We start from the raw sequence: 18,983 nt of genomic DNA on the forward strand, positions 1-18,983 counted from the left end.
ACTCTCAGCCTCATCGACGCTTACCAGTCAACCAGGTTAATAAACCGGCTGATCCCACCATGCCAGCCGCTAACCCCAGTCCCAGCCAAAGACCAAATGGCAGGGCTATAGAACGAAACGTCAAAAACTGTAAGGAGACAGGGGCGGCATTCTGGACTGAGAGTATTGAGATCACAACCACTAAAAACGCCGGAATAACCACAAGCAAAAATTTAGTCATACCTTGTCCAAACACTCTCCCCGCCAACACAGACTCATTAATTCGGCCAATGTTATCAGCCGGATTGGTCCCACCGAATAACATTGGCTCCATTGACACCATGATATCCATCCAAATCATCTGTCCACCAGATGACATATGCATGCTTTAAAGCAATCAAGCCCCCACCTAAAAGGTAGAGGCTTAATTACTGTTAGATTTTCAGTATAGAAAGAGTCCGTATAGGACGACTAGCCAACACCTGAAACAGGATAATCAGCCAATAAGTAGGGTTCTGTATAAGTTGTTCGTATAAACTATACCTAAATTAACTTACGTTTTGATCAACGTCCATAAACGCCACGTAAGCATATTTAAAGAAATATTAAACCACTCCTCAGTCCTATAGTCGCAGCAAAGCCAAAAACTATGAGGGCTCTAGCACTAGTGCTAGAGCCCTCATAGTTTAAAGAGTTCAGTATAGAGGAAACTGCTAAAAAGTCAGTCTTATTAGGGTTTAGGTTTAAGCTGCAAAAGCAGTAGTCATAAGCGTTCTTTCGAACTAAATACAGACTACCCCAAGCATTTGGAGGATGCACATAAACCCCCAATGAACTTCAGTAAACCTGTCTTGAAGAAAATCTTAAGACGCTAGACTGGCAAGGATTTGAAAATTTTGTACAAAGACGCAATCTAGCTGAACTATCTGTCCGTTAAAATGAACTAGTCATCTCTAGGTATATATGTTCTAGAGTGACTGGGCTACGAGCAATCGAATCAATAGGACAGCCTTCAAACTTGGCCAATAGCTCTCTGAGTTCTAAGCGTTCAGGCAACCAAAACGCCAATTGCCCATCGTAGCGACGCTGCGTCAATCCGTAAGTCTTCGCTTTAGCCATAGCAGCGGCTTCATCTGTAGTCTGGATAGTAACTACCTCTTGGGCAGGGATATAGGCACGGAGTTCAGACAAACTACCTTGAGCTAATAAATGTCCTTGTTTTAAAAAGCCGATGCGATCGCACAATCGTTCAGCCTCATCCAGTAAGTGGGTGGTCAACAAGACTGTGACGCCCTGATGCTTCAGCTGGCGAATCAGCTCCCAAACATCATAGCGAGCCTCAATATCCAGACCTGTGGTGGGCTCATCTAAGACCACCAGCTTAGGCTGATGCACAATGGCCACTGCCAGACTCAACCGTCGCTGCATCCCGCCACTCAAAGCACCAACAATGCTATCAACTCGATCCTCAAGGTTGACGGCTTTGAGACAGGTGAAGATGCGTTGCGATCTCAAAGATGACGGTAGACCGTAAATTTTGCCAAAAAAAGCCAGGTTTTCTCCACAAGTCAAGCTCTGATACAGCAGATTCTGTTGGGGCATAATCCCCAAATAGGATTTGGTTCTATCCGAAGCAGCCTCACCTGCAATCAAAACACGCCCGATATCAGGTCGTATTAAACCACTCAATAAATTAATCGTCGTCGTTTTTCCGGCTCCATTTGGTCCTAGCAATCCATATACCTCACCCGGTACCAACCTCAAGGTCACATCCGTGAGTACCCGACGCGGGCCAAAGGTCTTCGATAAATTTTGAATGTCAAGCACCCAGACCGCACTCGATACCACTCCATGAGCGTATTGCATGAGAACCTTTAACGTAAAGTCAAAGACAGATCCGGATACAAGTGCTAATATTAAGAACGGTTCCTGACTAAATTAGTTCAGATGCCAGGGCATGTGGCTCAGTGGATAGAGCATCAGATTCCGGTTCTGAGGGTCGGGGGTTCGAATCCCTCCATGCTCGTTTTAAGTTCTCAAAAATTAAGAACTAAATACTTTACGCGCTTCTGCAAAAGCTTTAAGTATAGATAACTTAAGGGCCTCAGAAGCACGATACAGATAAAAAATACTTAAGTCTCAAAAAGCAGGCCCTATTACCTATATTCTTACTTAGTGAGCCAGGGTATACATGCGTATCTTGTATATTTAATCAAGTACTCATGCCCCATGCTCATGTAAACACCACTCCGAATAAAAGCTCGATATTACCGATATCGATAAGCAAACTATCTTGAAATAGTTCAATAAATATAATTAACATTGCGTCATAAATCATTTAAGTTTTGGCTGCACGCTTTCTGGTTGGAATTTATACGGCTCAGGCTTCTACGGCTGAGTCTCTCAAGAAAACGCTGGCTCACAGTCCGTTTGCCATTAGTTGGAGCAAAACACAAGCAGAGTTTGTGCAATGGACTATCAGTAATCGTCATCGGATTGATTGCTTAGTAGTCCAACGCTCCCACAAAGAATTGGACCCCTTACAGGAGCTGTTGGAGCGTGATATTTTGCTACCTATTTTAGTGATCTCAAATCAGAACACTATAGATCCCCAGCCGAATTATCACAATGCCGTCATCTGCATGACTACCAGCGAAATAGATAGAATTGAAGGCCAGGTCCATGAAGCTATCAATCAATTTTTGCAGCTGCCAGCTAGTCAAAATCCCCCCATTGATCCAGAAAATGCTTCACCGGATACTCGAGATAATCGAACCTTTCTCTTAAGCCTGCAGCAACAGCGCTTAACTGAAAAGCTACAAGAACGCTTAGGTTATTTGGGCGTGTACTACAAGCGTAATTCTCAAAACTTCATGCGCAATATGACATTGGAGGAGCGTCATGAATTTTTAGATCAACTGCGTCAAGACTATCGTCAAATTATTTTGAGCTATTTTTCATCGGATGATAAAACCCTAAATCAGCGTATTGACGACTACGTTAATCTGGCCTTCTTTGCTGATGTCTCTATTTCTAAAGTTGTCGAGATTCATATGGAGCTGATGGACCATTTCTCCAAACAGCTCAACATGGAAGGTCGTAGTGAAGAAATTTTGCTGGACTATCGCCTAACTTTGATTGATGTATTAGCCCATTTATGCGAAATGTATCGTCGCTCCATCCCCCGTGAAGTTTAGCCGTAGCTTACCGCATTTCCCCAATACACTAGTAGACTCTTGCGCGCCACATCCGCCACACCTTCGGGAGCCTTCCAATGGCCTATAAAAAAACCTACATTTTGAAGCTTTACGTCGCCGGAAATACCCCCAACTCTACCCGAGCACTGAAGATGCTCAATACGATTTTGGAAGAAGAATTTCAGGGCGTCTATGCATTAAAAGTAATTGACGTATTGCAAAATCCACAGCTAGCCGAAGAAGACAAAATTTTAGCAACTCCTACATTGGCCAAAATTTTACCCCCGCCAGTTCGTAAGATCATTGGTGACTTATCAGATCGTGAGCGTGTCTTGATTGGGCTAGACTTACTTTATGATGAGCTGAGGGAGGATGATTAATCCTCTTAAGACCGTCCACGCAGCAGTCGTAGCGTGTTATCTATTTGTTTGATACTGTCGCTCTTAGAGCATCGTCAAAACTGCGAAATGGTATCCCGTAAGAAGGATTGAGCCTTGTGCTTGACAGTCTCTGCCAGATTTGATCGTATGGCCTTGAACTATAGACTGCTAATAGCTTTTATCGGTATTTTCAGTCCGCTTTAAGTAGAATCGGCTGTAATGCTTGCCCTCGATAGCTTAACCTGTTGAAATATTAAGTAATGCTCTTTTCTCTGGCTGTATTTTTTTAACAGGTCAATTTACTAAACCATGACTCAGTCTTCTCAAGGTGAGCCCCCCTCGAATACTCCCTTAGCGGGTGTCAAAAAGATCCGCACCATGATGGAAGGGTTTGATGACATTAGTCATGGTGGTCTGCCTGCTGGTCGCTCTACGCTTGTTAGCGGAACTTCAGGAACGGGTAAAACCTTAATCGCTGTCCAGTTTCTATATAACGGCATCACAGATTTTGATGAGCCTGGTGTATTTGTCACATTTGAGGAGTCTCCCGCTGATATTATCCAAAATGCTTGTAGTTTTGGCTGGGATCTACAGCAACTGATCGACGATGGCAAGCTTTTTATATTAGACGCCTCTCCAGATCCTGAAGGCCAAGAAATCGTTGGAAACTTTGACCTTTCGGCCCTAATTGAACGGATCCAATACGCTATTCGTAAATACAAAGCACGGAGAGTTTCAATCGACTCGGTAACTGCTGTCTTTCAGCAATACGATGCTGCTGGGGTAGTACGGCGCGAAATTTTCCGCCTGGTGGCTCGCCTCAAGCAAATGGGAGTGACCACACTCATGTCAACCGAGCGAGTAGAAGAGTACGGCCCAGTTGCACGCTTCGGGGTGGAAGAATTTGTTTCAGATAATGTTGTGATCGTCCGTAACGTCCTAGAAGGAGAACGTCGTCGTCGCACGATTGAAATTTTGAAGTTGCGGGGTACCACTCATATGAAGGGGGAGTATCCATTTACTATTACCCATAATGGTATCAACATTTTCCCGTTGGGCGCGATGCGACTCACACAGAGGTCTTCAAATGTACGAGTATCGTCTGGAGTAAAGACGCTGGATGAGATGTGTGGTGGCGGCTTCTTCAAGGATTCGATCATCTTGGCTACAGGAGCAACGGGCACAGGAAAGACCTTGTTCGTTAGTAAGTTTATTGAAAATGGCTGCAAAGCTAATGAGCGAGCCATATTATTTGCCTATGAGGAATCGCGGGCACAGCTATCTCGAAATGCCTATTCTTGGGGAATTGATTTTGAGGAGCTGGAACGAGCTGGACTGCTCAAAATTATTTGTGCCTATCCAGAATCTGCTGGACTAGAAGATCATCTACAAATTATTAAATCGGAGATCGCCCACTTTAAGCCCTCGCGCATCGCCATCGACTCCCTATCAGCCCTTGATCGTGGTGTAAGTAATAACTCGTTCCGACAGTTTGTGATTGGTGTGACCGGCTATGCCAAGCAGGAAGAAATCACAGGGTTTTTCACTAACACTACAGAGCAGTTTATGGGCTCCCACTCGATTACGGATTCCCATATTTCTACCATCACAGACACGATTTTAATGCTGCAGTATGTAGAAATTCGGGGTGAGATGTCACGGGCCTTGAACGTTTTTAAGATGCGAGGTTCCATGCACGATAAGGCCATTCGAGAGTACACAATCAGTGCCAATGGACCTGAAATCAAGCATTCTTTCCGAAATTTAGAGCAAATTTTCAGTGGATCACCCAGGCGTGTTTCCGTCGATGAGAAAAGTGAGCTGTCGCGCATCATGAAAGGAGTACAGCCAGGCGACTCAGACTAGGGTCGGTATGTCACCCCCTAAGAGCGCGCTCCTGTAATGACTAGCTGTTCGTTAAAGATCTCAATGGTTTCTAAGATCACCCCTTGTTGATTGAGAAGCGTATTTAGCCGTCGCTCAACTTCATTGGTCGAAAAACCCATTTGGTCCTCAATATCAGCCAGAGGGAATGTAAATTGGCCTAACTTGAGACTCATGTCTTCCTCTAGATTGAGTTTGCCGTCTTGTACCTGGGGTCGAGCGACAATCCCGATGTAGATATCACGATTTGCTAACATCGGTGCCGCACTAGCGAGCTGATCAAGACCGGTTTGCACCTCAGCCGGTAAACCATCACGCGGTAGTTCCGATAAGTTTAAGACAGCTCCTGTTTCTATCAGATCGCTTTTGAGTGTTGTTTGAAAAGACTTCGCATTGACCAATATCTGAGCAGCCTGAGGTTGACTAAAAATAGCTTCATTAATCAGTTGATTTAGTTGAGGTTCATCCAAGGCGACACTAATCTGGCCCTTGTCATGGATAAGGTCTGACCACTGTGGATCGGACTGCTCGCTAGATTTCATCCGAGTATTAGCCATTTGGTGAGGTTTGGCCGCCTTTGGTAGAGACGTCTCAGCAGCTATATCAATCGGCAAGGGAGAGGATGACGCAACGGTATCCTCGGTTAAAGCAATACGATTTGTCCCATTGATCACGCTATGCCAACCGTAGGCAAAGCTACCGCCAGCCACCGCTGAAACCACCACCAGACTGATCAATAATGCTGCTTGCTTCATGGTGTGGTGTACCTACAGAACCCTACCCTCAAAATCTTCAACAGTTTAGCGCTTTCATCTGACAAGGCAACCTATCTTAAGTTCTGTTCCGCTACTGTTCCTAAAGCTGGAAACCATTACCATAGGAAGCAAATTGCCCACCTCTTAGCCTCAATCCTTGAACTTGAATGTCAACATTTGCTTCTAGATTTGCCCTAGGTCTTGGTTTATTGTTTGCAAGGGTTAGAAGGAGCCTCTCATACATTAATCTGCTGAAACGTCTTTTAATGTGCTGTTTGGTCATCAGTCTCTGGCTCAATCACTCCCCTATAGCCTGGGCAGAACCTGCCTCCGAACTTTTTGAGGCGCACTGCGCTGGATGCCATCCCAATGGAGCCAATATTATCCGTCGAGGGAAAAATCTCAAGCAGAAAGCATTAAATCGCCATGGTTATACATCGGCGGATAAGATCGAATCTATCATCGCCCATGGAAAAGGGCTGATGAGCGCCTATGGTGAACAGCTCAGTGACGATCAGATCCATGCCCTAGCCAACTACGTCCTAGAACAAGCTGCCATCAACTGGAAACCCTCAACGTAATCTACTGAGCGACTAGTCACTAAAATCACACAGCGCTTCAATCCCTACCCTGTCCCTACCCTTACCGTGCAGCTCAATCAAGTCATCATTGTCCACAAAGCAGGCAATTCTTACAGTAAAAGCTGGGCCGAAAAATGCGCCAAGCAATTAGAAAAATGTGGTACTCAGGTTTTGCTCGGGCCAAGTGGCCCCAAAGATAATCCCTATCCAGTTTTCTTAGCGTCGGCGCAACAGCCCATCGACCTGGCAATCGTACTGGGGGGTGATGGTACAGCACTGGCTGCAGCACGCCATTTGGCCCCCGAAAAAATTCCCATTTTGGCCGTCAATATCGGTGGCCACCTGGGTTTTTTGACCGAATCCTCAGACGAAATTGAAGACTTTGCAGGGATCGTTGATCGCCTCTTAGAAGACCGCTATGCCGTGCAACAACGGATGATGCTGCAAGCCTCTATCCATGAGGGTAGTCGTAGTAACCGGGAGCCCTTGAGTGAGGAGGTGTATTGGGCGCTGAATGAAATGTGTGTAAAACCCGCCTCCCCGGACCGCATGATCACCTCGATTTTAGAAATGGAAATTGATGGTGAAGTCGTTGATCAATACCAGGGTGATGGACTACTCATCAGCACTCCCACGGGTACTACCGGCTATACAGTCGCATCCAATGGTCCGATTGTGCACGCCAGCCTGGATGCTATCGTGGTCACCCCCATCTGCCCTCTGAGTTTATCGAGTCGTCCCGTCGTAATTCCCGCAGGGAGTGTAGTTAGCGTCTGGCCCCTGGCTGATCCTGGGATGACCACAAAGCTATGGATGGATGGTGTGTTAGCCACCTCTATTTGGCCTGGACAGCGGGTGGATATATTCATGGCAGAACATATGGCCAAGTTTGTCCTGCTACGCCAAAATCAATCTTATTATCAAACCCTACGCAATAAGCTCCTATGGGCTGGAGCCAGGATTAACTACACTAATCATCATCGTAATTAACATTTCCAGCTTCTCCTTGCCTAGAAGCTAAGAATCGAGCAGTAGACCAATCCCCCTAAAGTCGCTGGGTATTGCCTTTACCTTTAATCCAGCCTTCAACGCCATCAAAGCGAATTTTGAACCAGCGCTCACCAGATTCTTCTAACACATCTACGGTCTCATCGTAGTCAATGCCACCAATCGTGCCATACTCATTACCCGGTCCAGAGCGGATGAGTAGACCGGAGCCATAGGTTATTTTTACCTGATACAACCCCTGAGGGTCAGGTGTCTCGCTAGCGATGTTTGCCTCGGTCTCAGCTGCCGGTTGCTCGGCCTTGGGCTGAGGTGCTGTGTCTGCCTTAGGGGCATCAGCGGCAGGTTTTGGTTTTGCATCGTTTTCATAAACGGGCCGCTCAGGCAGACTGGACAGTTGGGTCAAGAAGTAGCGCGCTGTTGCAGCCCCTGCTAAGGAGATCACGAGCAGTGCGATCGCAACTCCACAAACAAACTTTATCAGTCCAACTAAAAAGTCCTGGGGGTTAAATCGCTGAGAGGCCATAGCTTCTAAAGGGAATCAAGGATATTTACGCAAGTGTCCTACGGTTATACCTTATTTCTAGCAGGAAATTATTCTGAATCCAGACCCCTGATCCACAGACTAATCTCACAACCCGCTGTTGCCGAAGCCTTTCATCACAGCATCAAAGAACTGCTCTCCCAGTTTCGCAGTGAAGATTCCACAGGTTAAAACAATTAACAAGCCTAAACCTAGCTGCAAGTATGTCAGCTGCCCCAAAGAATGAATGTCCGAATAGAGCAGGGGCAATAAGACAAAAAAGCTACCTAAAACCGCACCCCCTAAAAACTTGGTGTACACAGAATTAACCCAGTTTTTATCAGCGCCTAAAAACCTTAAGTAAAACAGATGTAGAGACTCAAACAGGTTTTGATTAGTATCTGAAGATGCCATGGGATCACTCACAAATTCGACGATTAAATCGCTCACCATGGGTGATCTACAGATAGCGTGAGCTCATTCCAGATATAAGCCTTGTCCAGGGCCAGGACGGTCGTTTTACTGTGGGAGAAACTACAGGTTTCAACTTGGACATGGTTTAGGAACTAATCTCCTAGCTCCTTCATGCGATCGCTAAGCATAGACTGCCGCGATGCTAACCGAGCCTTCCCCGATGCTGCCCAAGCTTGAAGCGCATCCACCTGATCTTTAGCCGTACGAGCCAGGGGCACCAGCTGACTAGCCGCCTCTAAAACATCATCCACTGTGAAATCACGATTTTGACTAAAGCCAATGTGCATCGCTTCGATAATGGCCTGCTCGATTTCAGCCCCTGAGAAATCTGGCGTCTCATAGGCCAAACGACTAGTGTCATAGCTTTTTACATTATGAGGACGCAAGCGACCCAAATGCACCTGGAAAATAGCATCTCGCTCGGCTTGGCTGGGTAGACCTACAAAGAAAATTTCATCAAATCGACCCCGACGCAGTAATTCGGGGGGAAGGGAGCCAATATTATTAGCCGTCGCCACCACAAACACAGGTGATGTCTTCTCTGAGAGCCAGGTAATAAACGTCCCAAAAACGCGACTTGTGGTGCCAGAGTCTCCACGCCCTTCAAATCCAGCAAACGCTTTGTCAATCTCATCGATCCATAGCACACAGGGCGCTAATGCCTCCGCCAGCTGAATCATCTGTCGTGTACGCGACTCAGACTCCCCCACTAAACCAGCAAACAGACGTCCCACATCCAAACGCAGCAGCGGTAGATACCAATTGTGGGCAATCGCCTTAGCTGTTAAAGACTTGCCTGTCCCCTGAATACCTACCAGCATCAGGCCTCGAGGATGGGGTAAACCATACTGCCGCGCTCGCTCAGAAAATGAACCACCACGCTTAATCAACCAATCTTTGAGATTATCCAGTCCACCGATATCAGAAATTTTCTCTGTAGCTGGATAGAAATCAAGAATTTGCGTCTGGCGAATAGTCTGCCGCTTTTCTTCAAGGATCAGATCGATATCATCAGGGCTAAACACCCCATTAGCCGCAATTCCTCGCGCTAATACTCGCCGAATCCGCTCCATGGAAAGTCCCTGACAAGAACGAACCAATGCATCCAACGCCTTAGGCGCTGGCAAATTACCCATGGCTCCTAGCAAGGTTTCTATTTCGCGTCGGATTTCGTCAACTGTAGGCAGGGGAAATTCTAGAACCGTCAGTAGCTCACTAAGTTCATCCGGAATAGTCAACTGAGCTGACAAAATAATAATGTTTTTCGGTTGAGATTTGAGCAATCGAGCTAAATTTCGCAGTTTTCGAGAAACTGCAATATCATCCAAAAAACGATGAAAATCTCGCAGAATTAAAACAGCAGGCGCAGTAGAAGATAACTTCTCAACAAACTCTAAAGCTTGTAAGGGATTACGTCGCCCCACTCCTACATCACTTGGATTACCTTGATAGCCATCGACAAAGTCCCAAACATAAATGGCTCGATTACCTGTTTTAGAAGCGACTGCTGCAATTGCCTCTTCGGCCCGCTCTTCTTCACGAGTGGGAATATAAACCAACGGGTAGCGGGCCCGAATAAGTAGTCCTAACTCCTCTTGAAATGCCATAGGAAAACAGTGGACCCTTAATCAGAAAGCTGTTGTTTGAGGGCAGATAGAGCAGCCCAGCGTTGATCAGTAGATGCTGACGTATTATTATCCGCATCACTGGCCAGTGGGTTAACGATACCTTCACAGGCAGCATCACACAGCTGCCGCTGAGGTATCGCCAAACATAGCTGCTCATATAGCCACTTAGCAGGCTCAAAATGACCTTGAGGTGGCAAGGTTTCGAATAGCTCATCCAAACCCACTTCAACTTCTTCAGCATAGTCCTGAGGTTGGGGCTCCTGCAGCCAAATAAACTCTGACGTATCAACTTGGATACGGAAATTATAGTTTTGCAAACAACGATGACAGGTCAGAGTAGTAATGGTCTCTGCTTGAGCTGAAACCTCCAAAAAATTACCACGATGCTGAATCTGAATCAGCCCCTTAACAGGCGTTAGGGTTTCTAGATCCTTCAGATAATCATTAACCTCAATTTTCCGAGTCTGCCCCGGATCTTTCACCAAATGAGGAATATATATTCGCTGCATGGGCCGCTGCATAATCGATTCGAAGGGCCAAAGAATGAATTTAACCAGTAATATGGGTGCCTGGAAACAACAGATGAGCGCTAAAACTCACTATAAGCAGCAAGCTTTACTCATCCTCAGCGTCAGCAAAGCTACCCCCAGCCAAGGATTTAACGACCAAACGCCGATCAGGCTCCCGACCACGACTAAAGGTTTCTAATCCACCATAGGCCTTCAAAAACGTATGGACCTGACGCCGTTCCGCAGAGGATAAATCAGCTACTTCATGCTCTCCACCACTAGCTAGCGCTGATTCTGCGGCTTGCTCAGCAATGGCCTTCAGTTCATCTCGACGCTGTTGTCTATAACCCTGCAGTTCAATAGTGTAAGACTGCTGCTGGTCAGGATCTTGACCAATATTTAGAACCGTATTGGCCAAGTACTGAATCGCATCCAGTACCCGGCCTCGGTCACCCAACAAACCATCAATCTGAGACTGTGTCAGAGAAGAATCTTCAATAGTTAGCCAAAAACTACTATCACCTAGATCATCGTCTATATGTTGACCGGTAACGTTCGCCTGAACCCCTTGATGATCTAGCAATTGTGACAACCATTGGATGCCACTTTGATCTTGCTGCTCGCCCATACGTACTCACACCTATTTCAGCGCCTTAAATGCTACCCATAAGTCTACCTTTACCTATCGGTTAGACACCTTCTTTTTGGAGCTACCGCCAGATTTCTTATTACCCTTAGAGCGAGTAGAGCTGGACTTACCGCTAGCTTTATTAGATTTAGCTCGCCCTTTGGATGCAGTCTTAGATGACTGATTACTACCCTTCTTCGACTGTGTTCCTTCTTTAGGAGCAGCCTTTCTAGAACCTGGTTCAAAGGCTAGTGCGCCTCGATCAGCACTGACAGCCTTGGCTTCTTGATCATCTACTAAAGCCTGAATATTTTCAGGTAAGGGCTCTTTAGAAAGAATAAATGACTGCGCTGTCTGAAAAACATTAGCCAAAACCATGTACAACAGTACACCCGCAGGCAAGGGGAAGAACAAAAACATGCCAGAGAACAGCACAGGTGTCAGCTTTGTAATAGTTTCTTGCTGAGGATTATCGCTAGAAGACTGACCGGATAAAAGCTGGTTGACATAAAGGCTGATACCAAAGAATAGCACCATGCCCAGGATGTCCCAATGGATTTCTCCATCATCACCCATGGCACCAATACGGCCCAATTCTTTGATAAAGAGAAATCCTTTATTAGCGGCTAATCCCTTAACTTTGGCTTGAACGGTAACATCACCAGGGGCTAATGCCGTGATCTGGCCATTTTCATCAACTTTGACAAACTCTTGACCTTTAGTAACCTCCCACTGAGGCACAAAAACAGCTGGATCATTGGCAAACTCTTTAGCTAACTGCTGAACAGATTTACCATCAGGAGTTTGTAGGCGTATGGCTGTAGTGTCACCAACACCGATACGATTACCACCCGGCAAAACTGCAGCGACAGGAAAATGCTCACCATCGGCAATATATAGACTAGATGGCTTGGCCGAAAATGCTTGAGGCTGAACTTGCTCGATTGCTTCTTGGGGAAGGATTTGGAGATTCACTGGGTACGTAATATCAGCAAAAGGCGATCCCCGTAGGGTGGCAAACAATGCAAATAGAATAGGCATCTGCAAAACTACCGGAAAGCAGCCTGCTAAAGGATTACCAAACTCTTTGTATACGCCGCCCATCTCTTGCTGGAGCTTGGCCGGATCATCCTTGTGACGCTCTTGAATTTCCTTGACCTTCTTCTGCATGAGGGGCTGGGTGATCTTCATGCGACGCATATTGCGAATCGACCCTGCATTAAGCGGATAGAGCGCAAAGCGAATCAGGAGGGTCAAAGCCACAATGGCCAGACCATAGCTAGGCACAATCCCATAGAAAAAATCTAGGATTGGCAGCATTATGTTGTTCGTCAGAAATCCAATACCGAAATCCATGCGCGATTACCGAGCAAATTACATACCGAACTCTAATGTATCTGAATATTGCAAGCCTTAGGGTGATTCAAAGCAAAAAGGACCAGTTATTCACCCAGGTAAAGGAAGATGGGTGACGGTGTTCCACCTATTACATTGACGGTTATTACCACTTGGGCGAGCAGGACATGCAAAAGCCATGCAGCTTGCCCATTGACTCACTTCAAGCATCACAAGATCCATCTTCCTATAAGCGGTTTTGAATCAGTCATAGTACAAACTAGGACCCAACAGGTGACAAATTCTGTTACCACCATGACCTAAATGGCTCATCTACCCTAAATTTTCACTCGACTTGCAGCTTGAGCTTTAGGTGAGATATGTTCAGTGATTTTGTTATAGAGTTCACGAAAATTTGGTACAGCCCGCAACTCTAGTCGACTCCCATCCTTTAGGTGCACGGCCATATCACCCCACAGACCTAAACCACGAGGTACAACAGCCACACGTGTAACCTCAGAGTAAATCAAGTCAGTACGATTACGCCCCATCCAACCACCGGTCACAGAAATACGACGACTCGTGATGCGATAGCGAACCCAAAGAGCACGAATGATAGCCCCAATAGTAATGGGAATGAAGACAATCGTAATGGCCAGAACACAATTAAAAATCAAATCACCGATGTGAGGACCGCCTTCGTAATAAACTTCCTCCTTAATTGCCATGCAGCACCTCCAGCTCTAATAATAGACTTTCTAATTCTCGCAAAAATTCGTAATATTCGCAGGCAGTAGCCGAAGTTCGCACATTGATCACCACCCACCAAGTGCCAACAGTCCTGGGCAAGAGAATTCTCAAAGCGGCGTGGATCTGACGCTTGATGCGATTGCGCACCACTGCGCGTTTATGAACTTTACGACTAATAGAGACACCAAAATAAACACCCGATGATGACTTATCTAATGAGCCATCATCGGGTGCTGGATTTTTCAGGGCTTTAACGGCAAGGTAGCGACTGCTTACTCGTCGCCCTTGCTTATAAACCTTTGAAAATGAACGCGGAGACCGCAGTCGATGTTGCCTGGGTAAAGCCACGGATGCGATCGCAACTCAACTCACTAGCCTAAACAGCTAGGCGAGCACGTCCTTTCTTACGACGGGACTGAATGACACGACGGCCATTAACGGTACGCATCCGCACTCGAAAGCCAGAAACACGCTTACGCTTACGAGATGTACCGCCTAGGGTGCGCTTGGTCATGGCGATTGCTCCTAAATCTGCTGAAACAAAATACTATCTTGCGCCCATGAGCGCGGTTTCTGATAGTAACATGTTCCAGCAAACCGTGGGTAGGCTGTTTTAGTTTTACTGACTAGTCACGATCTTCGTAAGCCACCAGCATTTCCCAAGTACCGACATAGGTAGCCAGTTCCTCACCTCGGGGAAATACCTGCAAGTTGGTACGCAGCATCAGCGCACGAGTGGGATTCTTGATTTTATTAAATTCAATCGTGATGGACGTATCCGCTGGAATATCTTCAGCCAGGAAAATCTCGATTTTATCTAGCTCGTCTGATAGATCATTGGCTCCACTAAAGACAACATCATCCCAGCGCACCTCATCAACTGCGATATTCTCACCCTCGCTATCAATGCGACCGTAGCGGACAGTGATCTCATCAAGATCGATGCGACCTCTATAACGCGTAAAGGATTCAGGCAAAGTAACCACAAGCGCGGATGTTGCAGTCTGAAGCTGTTCACCACGCACCTCTAACTGCCACCTAGTACGCTTATTACGCGGCTCATTATTGAGCAATCTGTAGGTCAAGCGATATTCAGAATCTGAACCGCCAAAGAGAGTCAGACCGTCTGACTCATAGCTTTGAGCCAGAGTCGGCACATTTATCCCAGCAACTGTAGCGGATGAAAGTAGCAGACCAGCTAACCCCCATCGGACAATGTTCTTAAGCATCATTGCTCACTCCTCAAGCTCACATTACAAATCAGAACTCACTTAGAACTATCACAGGGTCACAGGCCATCACCTTATAAAAGGGACGGTTTGAATAATTGACCCAGCTGTAAAGTTCACATCATAGGATCACGCGGATAAAAGTCTGTCGCAGCAACTATCACCAAGGGGAATAAGAACTGGAAGAGCATCTTTGCGGACACTTGCGATCGCACATTTACAGAGCGAAATTTTTCTTAAGATTAGCATACTCAATAAAACCCAAAGTCGTGTGCGCTTATCCATCGTCATAAGTATGTCTTAGGTAACGAACCCATACTTATAACTATCTTGTAGAGTGAGCAGAGACATAGTTTTCGCCCTAAAAAAAGAGACTCTTCAGCATAAATCCAGCAAACTTTTAGTCATCCTAGATTTGTGTCAAAAAAGATAAACCTTCTTAAAGAAGCTCACACTTTTCGATAGTTAACTTGCCAGAATTAAAGCAATGTTATTGCTGAGTTTGTAATCCCCATATCAGCTTTGATTAGTGTTACCGCTTGTACATATAAACCTGCCCCCCAGACGTTTCAGCCACCGATAGCGTCTTGCAGTAAGAACGGAGTGGCATCGTAAAGCTCTTTACCTAAATCAGTTACAAGCCACTTGAAAGATCTTGTTGCAGAGGTTTGGACTAGATCAGGTCACGTATTGAAACAAAGGTTTATACGTCAGAGTAATCACCCACCTTTTAGTTAAGTAAAGACACTAAATCTAAAGTTATTCCTATTGGATTGAGATCAATTGCGATCCCAATTCCATAGTGTTTTTACAACAGTCGTTAGCCCAAGCTAGTTAATCAAAGGATTCACTATGACCATTGCACTCGATCACGGTGCTGTCGACCAACAGGCGTCGCAACCCGAACGCTCAAAGCGCATCGGCATCCCAAAAGAAGTTACTTCAGGGGAATGCCGTGTTGCAGCCACACCTAAAACTGCCAAAAAGCTCCAGTCCCTTGGTTTCGATGTGCTGATAGAAACAGGTGCTGGCGAGCAGGCTGAGTTTTCAGACCAGGCTTATCGTGATGCAGGCTGCCAAGTCATCGCTAATGCTGTCGAACTCTGGGAACAGACCGATATCATCTTAAAAGTAGAACCACCAGCCCATCATCCCGAACTCAACTGTGATGAAGCTGAATTAGTGCATAGTGGTCAGACTCTGATCAGTTTTTTGTGGCCTGCCCAGAATACTGACTTAGTCAAACAGCTAGCAGCCAAGCAAGTGACTGCTCTAGCTATAGATTCAGTACCTCGCATCAGCCGCGCCCAGAAAATGGATGCCCTCAGCTCCATGGCGAATGTGGCCGGATACCGGGCCGTCATTGAAGCCGCTAATAACTTTGGCCGCTTTTTCACCGGACAAATTACTGCCGCAGGTAAAGTACCTCCCGCTAAGGTGCTGGTTATCGGTGCAGGTGTCGCTGGTCTAGCCGCCGTCGGTGCCGCCAAAAGCCTCGGTGCAATTGTGCGCGCCTTTGACACTCGCCCTGTGGTGAAAGAACAGGTAGAGAGCATGGGTGCCCAGTTCCTAGAACTGGAATTTGCAGAAGACGGCACTGGATCTGGCGGCTATGCCAAGGTGATGAGTAAAGAGTTCATCGAAGCAGAAATGGCACTGTTCGCCGAGCAGGCTAAAGAAGTAGACATCATCATCACTACCGCTCTGATTCCCGGCAAAAAAGCACCGCTACTGGTGACCAAAGACACCGTAGAGCTAATGAAGCCTGGTTCGGTCGTCGTCGATATGGCAGCAGCCCAAGGTGGCAACTGTGAAGTCAGCCGCGCGGGAGAAGTCTATCGCCACCATGGTGTGACGATTGTGGGACTGACCGACTTGGCTAGCCGCATGGCAGGACAGTCCAGTCAGCTCTATGGCATGAACCTGTACCATCTGCTCAACGACATGGGTGGTTCTGAAGGGTATACCGTGGACTTCGACGATGAAGTGGTGCGGGGTGCTTTAGTTAGCCATGAGGGTCAGGTCACATGGCCTGCACCTAACCCCGAGAAACCAGCACCTCCCAAAGCGGAGAAAATCACAGAAGCAACCGATACAGCCGATGCTGCTGTTGACACACCTAAATTATCATTGCCTTGGAAATGGATCGGTGTTGCCTTTGCCGCCATGGGCCTGATTGGCATTGGCGTGGGTGCCCCACCTTCATTCCTCTCTCACTTCACTGTATTTATCCTGGCCTGCTTTGTTGGTTGGCAGGTAATTTGGAATGTGTCCCCATCGCTACACACTCCATTGATGAGTGTAACCAATGCCATTAGCGGCATTATTATCATTGGCGGCATGCTGCAGATTTCGGGTCAGGCAATGTCACCTACGGTCATTTTGGGTGCTATTGCCATCTTTATCGGCACCATCAACATCGCGGGTGGATTCTTAGTGACCCAGCGGATGTTGAAGATGTTTCGGAAGTAAGAGGGTGAATGGTGAGTGGTAAATCGTGAATGGTGGAACTGTTGGCTGATGCTTGAAGGCTATGTAACTGGCCCTTAGCGAATCCTGCTCCACTACTCACTACTCACTACTCACTACTCACTACTCACCACCCAACCAAAATCTCTAACCCCCTCTACAAAATCTCTCTCCCATGTCTAACAATCTTGTTGCGGTGGCCTATTTGGTCGCCATTGTTCTCTTTATTCTGAGCTTGGGTGGCTTGTCCAACCAAGAATCCGCCAAGCGAGGTAATGTCTACGGCATTATCGGCATGATTATTGCCCTGGTTGCCACAGCCCTAAGTTCTCAGTTAACAGCCTATGGCCTTTTGGTAGTGGCAATCGTGCCTGCCGTTGCGATTGGTGGCTTAGTCGCTTCTCGTGTGGAAATGACTGAAATGCCTGAGCTGGTGGCAATTCTCCACAGCTTTGTCGGTCTGGCGGCAGTCCTGGTTGGTTTGGCTAGTTATTTGGGACCCGATCCGACACTAGTTGGAGCTGAGGAAACCATCCACAAGCTAGAAATTTACATCGGCATCTTTATTGGAGCACTGACCTTTACTGGCTCGGTGGTTGCGTTTGGTAAACTGCGGGCGCTGATTAGTAGTAAGCCGCTGATGTTGCCTGCGCGGCATTTGCTCAATATTGGGTTGCTGGTAGGCACTGTCATCCTTGGCGTTGCATTTATGGGCGCTGAAGGAACTGAGGGATTTAACTATGTATTAGGCATGGTGGCCCTTTCCTCTGTCCTTGGGATCCATCTTGTCGCTGCCATCGGTGGTGCCGACATGCCTGTGGTTATCTCCATGCTCAACAGCTACTCCGGTTGGGCTGCTGCTGCCGCCGGTTTCATGCTTTCCAATGACCTGCTGATTGTGACTGGTGCATTGGTTGGTAGTAGCGGTGCCATCCTGAGTTTCATCATGTGCAAGGCGATGAACCGCTCCTTCTTTAGTGTTATCTTGGGCGGCTTTGGTCAGGGATCTGGCAAAGGTGGCAGCAGCAAGAGTGTGGAAGGTACCGTTAGTGAACTCGATGTGAATGGCACGATTGAACTGCTGGCTGATGCTCAGAGTGTGATTATCACCCCTGGTTATGGCATGGCCGTGGCTCAGGCACAGCATGCGGTTTCTGAAATTACTCAGCTATTGACTAAGCGTGGTGTCAATGTGCGCTTTGGCATTCACCCAGTGGCTGGTCGTTTACCTGGTCACATGAATGTACTACTGGCTGAGGCGAATGTGCCCTACGACATTGTGTTGGAGATGGATGAAATCAATGATGATTTCCCTGAAACTGATGTGGTGTTAGTCATTGGTGCAAATGACACGGTGAACCCCAGCGCGATGGAGGATCCTGAGAGTCCGATTGCTGGGATGCCAGTATTGGAAGTATGGAAGGCTCGCAATGTTGTGGTGATGAAGCGGGGTATGTCGGCTGGCTATGCTGGTGTGGCAAATCCATTGTTCTTTAAGGACAATACCCAAATGTTGTTTGGTGATGCGAAAGCAAATACCAATGCGATTTTGGGACGTTTGCAGGAGTCTGAAACCTCAGCACAGCCTAAGTTAGCGACAGCGTAGGATATCGAACTCACCTCACCTCTAAGTCATCTTTAAGGCGAAGAAATAGGA

General features: G+C 46.8%; 20 protein-coding genes and 1 tRNA gene. 8 read left to right on the top strand and 13 right to left on the bottom strand.

Annotated elements, in window-relative coordinates:
- Positions 1-10: 10 nt before the first annotated feature.
- Together IXB50_RS21960 and IXB50_RS02410 are read right to left on the bottom strand one after the other, a co-directional pair.
- Entirely contained in the window at positions 11-364 is a 354-nt protein-coding gene (locus tag IXB50_RS21960) for a hypothetical protein (protein WP_246564044.1), read from the bottom strand.
- A 548-nt stretch (positions 365-912) separates the two neighbouring features.
- The gene (locus IXB50_RS02410; protein WP_215607426.1) at positions 913-1,806 is read right to left on the bottom strand and encodes an ABC transporter ATP-binding protein; all 894 of its coding nucleotides are present in this window, start codon (positions 1,804-1,806) and stop codon (positions 913-915) included.
- Between the two features lie 126 nt (positions 1,807-1,932).
- Here IXB50_RS02410 and IXB50_RS02415 point away from each other — a divergent pair.
- The 4 genes from IXB50_RS02415 to kaiC all read left to right on the top strand — a co-directional run bounded on the left by IXB50_RS02415 (position 1,933) and on the right by kaiC (position 5,422).
- Positions 1,933-2,005 (top strand) — tRNA-Arg (locus tag IXB50_RS02415).
- A gap of 319 nt (positions 2,006-2,324) precedes the next feature.
- Positions 2,325-3,176: a circadian clock protein KaiA gene (locus tag IXB50_RS02420; protein WP_215607335.1), complete on the top strand. Its 852-nt coding sequence runs from the start codon at positions 2,325-2,327 to the stop codon at positions 3,174-3,176.
- Between the two features lie 77 nt (positions 3,177-3,253).
- Positions 3,254-3,556 carry a circadian clock protein KaiB gene (gene kaiB, locus IXB50_RS02425; RefSeq protein WP_006516811.1) on the top strand — a complete coding sequence of 101 codons (303 nt, stop codon included), beginning with the start codon at positions 3,254-3,256 and terminating at the stop codon, positions 3,554-3,556.
- Positions 3,557-3,865: 309 nt separating this feature from the next.
- A complete protein-coding gene (kaiC, locus tag IXB50_RS02430; RefSeq protein ID WP_215607336.1) occupies positions 3,866-5,422 on the top strand; it encodes a circadian clock protein KaiC in 1,557 nt (518 codons plus the stop codon).
- A 17-nt stretch (positions 5,423-5,439) separates the two neighbouring features.
- Here kaiC and IXB50_RS02435 read toward each other — a convergent pair whose 3' ends face one another.
- The gene (locus tag IXB50_RS02435) at positions 5,440-6,195 is read right to left on the bottom strand and encodes a hypothetical protein (protein WP_215607337.1); all 756 of its coding nucleotides are present in this window, start codon (positions 6,193-6,195) and stop codon (positions 5,440-5,442) included.
- A 266-nt stretch (positions 6,196-6,461) separates the two neighbouring features.
- Here IXB50_RS02435 and IXB50_RS02440 point away from each other — a divergent pair, with 266 nt between their 5' ends.
- Together IXB50_RS02440 and IXB50_RS02445 are read left to right on the top strand one after the other, a co-directional pair.
- A complete protein-coding gene (locus IXB50_RS02440) occupies positions 6,462-6,776 on the top strand; it encodes a c-type cytochrome (RefSeq protein WP_215607338.1) in 315 nt (104 codons plus the stop codon).
- Between the two features lie 66 nt (positions 6,777-6,842).
- Positions 6,843-7,766, top strand: a complete 924-nt coding sequence (locus IXB50_RS02445; protein WP_215607339.1) for an NAD(+) kinase — start codon at positions 6,843-6,845, stop codon at positions 7,764-7,766.
- 55 nt (positions 7,767-7,821) lie between these two features.
- Here IXB50_RS02445 and IXB50_RS02450 read toward each other — a convergent pair whose 3' ends face one another.
- The 10 genes from IXB50_RS02450 to IXB50_RS02495 all read right to left on the bottom strand — a co-directional run bounded on the left by IXB50_RS02450 (position 7,822) and on the right by IXB50_RS02495 (position 14,860).
- Positions 7,822-8,307 carry an SH3 domain-containing protein gene (locus tag IXB50_RS02450; protein ID WP_215607340.1) on the bottom strand — a complete coding sequence of 162 codons (486 nt, stop codon included), beginning with the start codon at positions 8,305-8,307 and terminating at the stop codon, positions 7,822-7,824.
- 105 nt (positions 8,308-8,412) lie between these two features.
- Positions 8,413-8,757 (bottom strand): hypothetical protein, encoded by a 345-nt coding sequence (locus IXB50_RS02455; RefSeq protein ID WP_215607341.1) that lies wholly within the window; start codon positions 8,755-8,757, stop codon positions 8,413-8,415.
- A gap of 113 nt (positions 8,758-8,870) precedes the next feature.
- Entirely contained in the window at positions 8,871-10,385 is a 1,515-nt protein-coding gene (locus tag IXB50_RS02460; protein ID WP_215607342.1) for an AAA family ATPase, read from the bottom strand.
- A 17-nt stretch (positions 10,386-10,402) separates the two neighbouring features.
- The gene (locus IXB50_RS02465) at positions 10,403-10,915 is read right to left on the bottom strand and encodes a YceD family protein (protein ID WP_215607427.1); all 513 of its coding nucleotides are present in this window, start codon (positions 10,913-10,915) and stop codon (positions 10,403-10,405) included.
- Positions 10,916-11,021: 106 nt separating this feature from the next.
- Positions 11,022-11,543: a Jag family protein gene (locus IXB50_RS02470; protein ID WP_215607343.1), complete on the bottom strand. Its 522-nt coding sequence runs from the start codon at positions 11,541-11,543 to the stop codon at positions 11,022-11,024.
- Between the two features lie 54 nt (positions 11,544-11,597).
- Positions 11,598-12,899, bottom strand: coding sequence for a membrane protein insertase YidC (gene yidC / locus IXB50_RS02475; RefSeq protein ID WP_215607344.1), 1,302 nt, complete (start codon positions 12,897-12,899; stop codon positions 11,598-11,600).
- A 317-nt stretch (positions 12,900-13,216) separates the two neighbouring features.
- Positions 13,217-13,606, bottom strand: coding sequence for a PH domain-containing protein (locus IXB50_RS02480; protein ID WP_215607345.1), 390 nt, complete (start codon positions 13,604-13,606; stop codon positions 13,217-13,219).
- Positions 13,596-13,976 carry a ribonuclease P protein component gene (rnpA, locus tag IXB50_RS02485; protein ID WP_215607346.1) on the bottom strand — a complete coding sequence of 127 codons (381 nt, stop codon included), beginning with the start codon at positions 13,974-13,976 and terminating at the stop codon, positions 13,596-13,598. The genes IXB50_RS02480 and rnpA overlap by 11 nt, the downstream gene beginning before the upstream one ends.
- Positions 13,977-14,004: 28 nt before the next feature.
- Positions 14,005-14,142: a 50S ribosomal protein L34 gene (rpmH, locus tag IXB50_RS02490; RefSeq protein WP_215607347.1), complete on the bottom strand. Its 138-nt coding sequence runs from the start codon at positions 14,140-14,142 to the stop codon at positions 14,005-14,007.
- 112 nt (positions 14,143-14,254) lie between these two features.
- Positions 14,255-14,860 (bottom strand): DUF2808 domain-containing protein, encoded by a 606-nt coding sequence (locus IXB50_RS02495; protein WP_215607348.1) that lies wholly within the window; start codon positions 14,858-14,860, stop codon positions 14,255-14,257.
- A gap of 849 nt (positions 14,861-15,709) precedes the next feature.
- Here IXB50_RS02495 and pntA point away from each other — a divergent pair.
- A complete protein-coding gene (pntA, locus tag IXB50_RS02500; RefSeq protein WP_215607349.1) occupies positions 15,710-17,329 on the top strand; it encodes a Re/Si-specific NAD(P)(+) transhydrogenase subunit alpha in 1,620 nt (539 codons plus the stop codon).
- A 172-nt stretch (positions 17,330-17,501) separates the two neighbouring features.
- Positions 17,502-18,932: a Re/Si-specific NAD(P)(+) transhydrogenase subunit beta gene (gene pntB, locus IXB50_RS02505; RefSeq protein ID WP_215607350.1), complete on the top strand. Its 1,431-nt coding sequence runs from the start codon at positions 17,502-17,504 to the stop codon at positions 18,930-18,932.
- Positions 18,933-18,983 lie beyond the last annotated feature (51 nt).

It is taken from the genome of Leptothoe spongobia TAU-MAC 1115, from assembly GCF_018739885.1.
Taxonomy (GTDB): Bacteria; Cyanobacteriota; Cyanobacteriia; order Phormidesmidales; family Phormidesmidaceae; genus Leptothoe; species Leptothoe spongobia.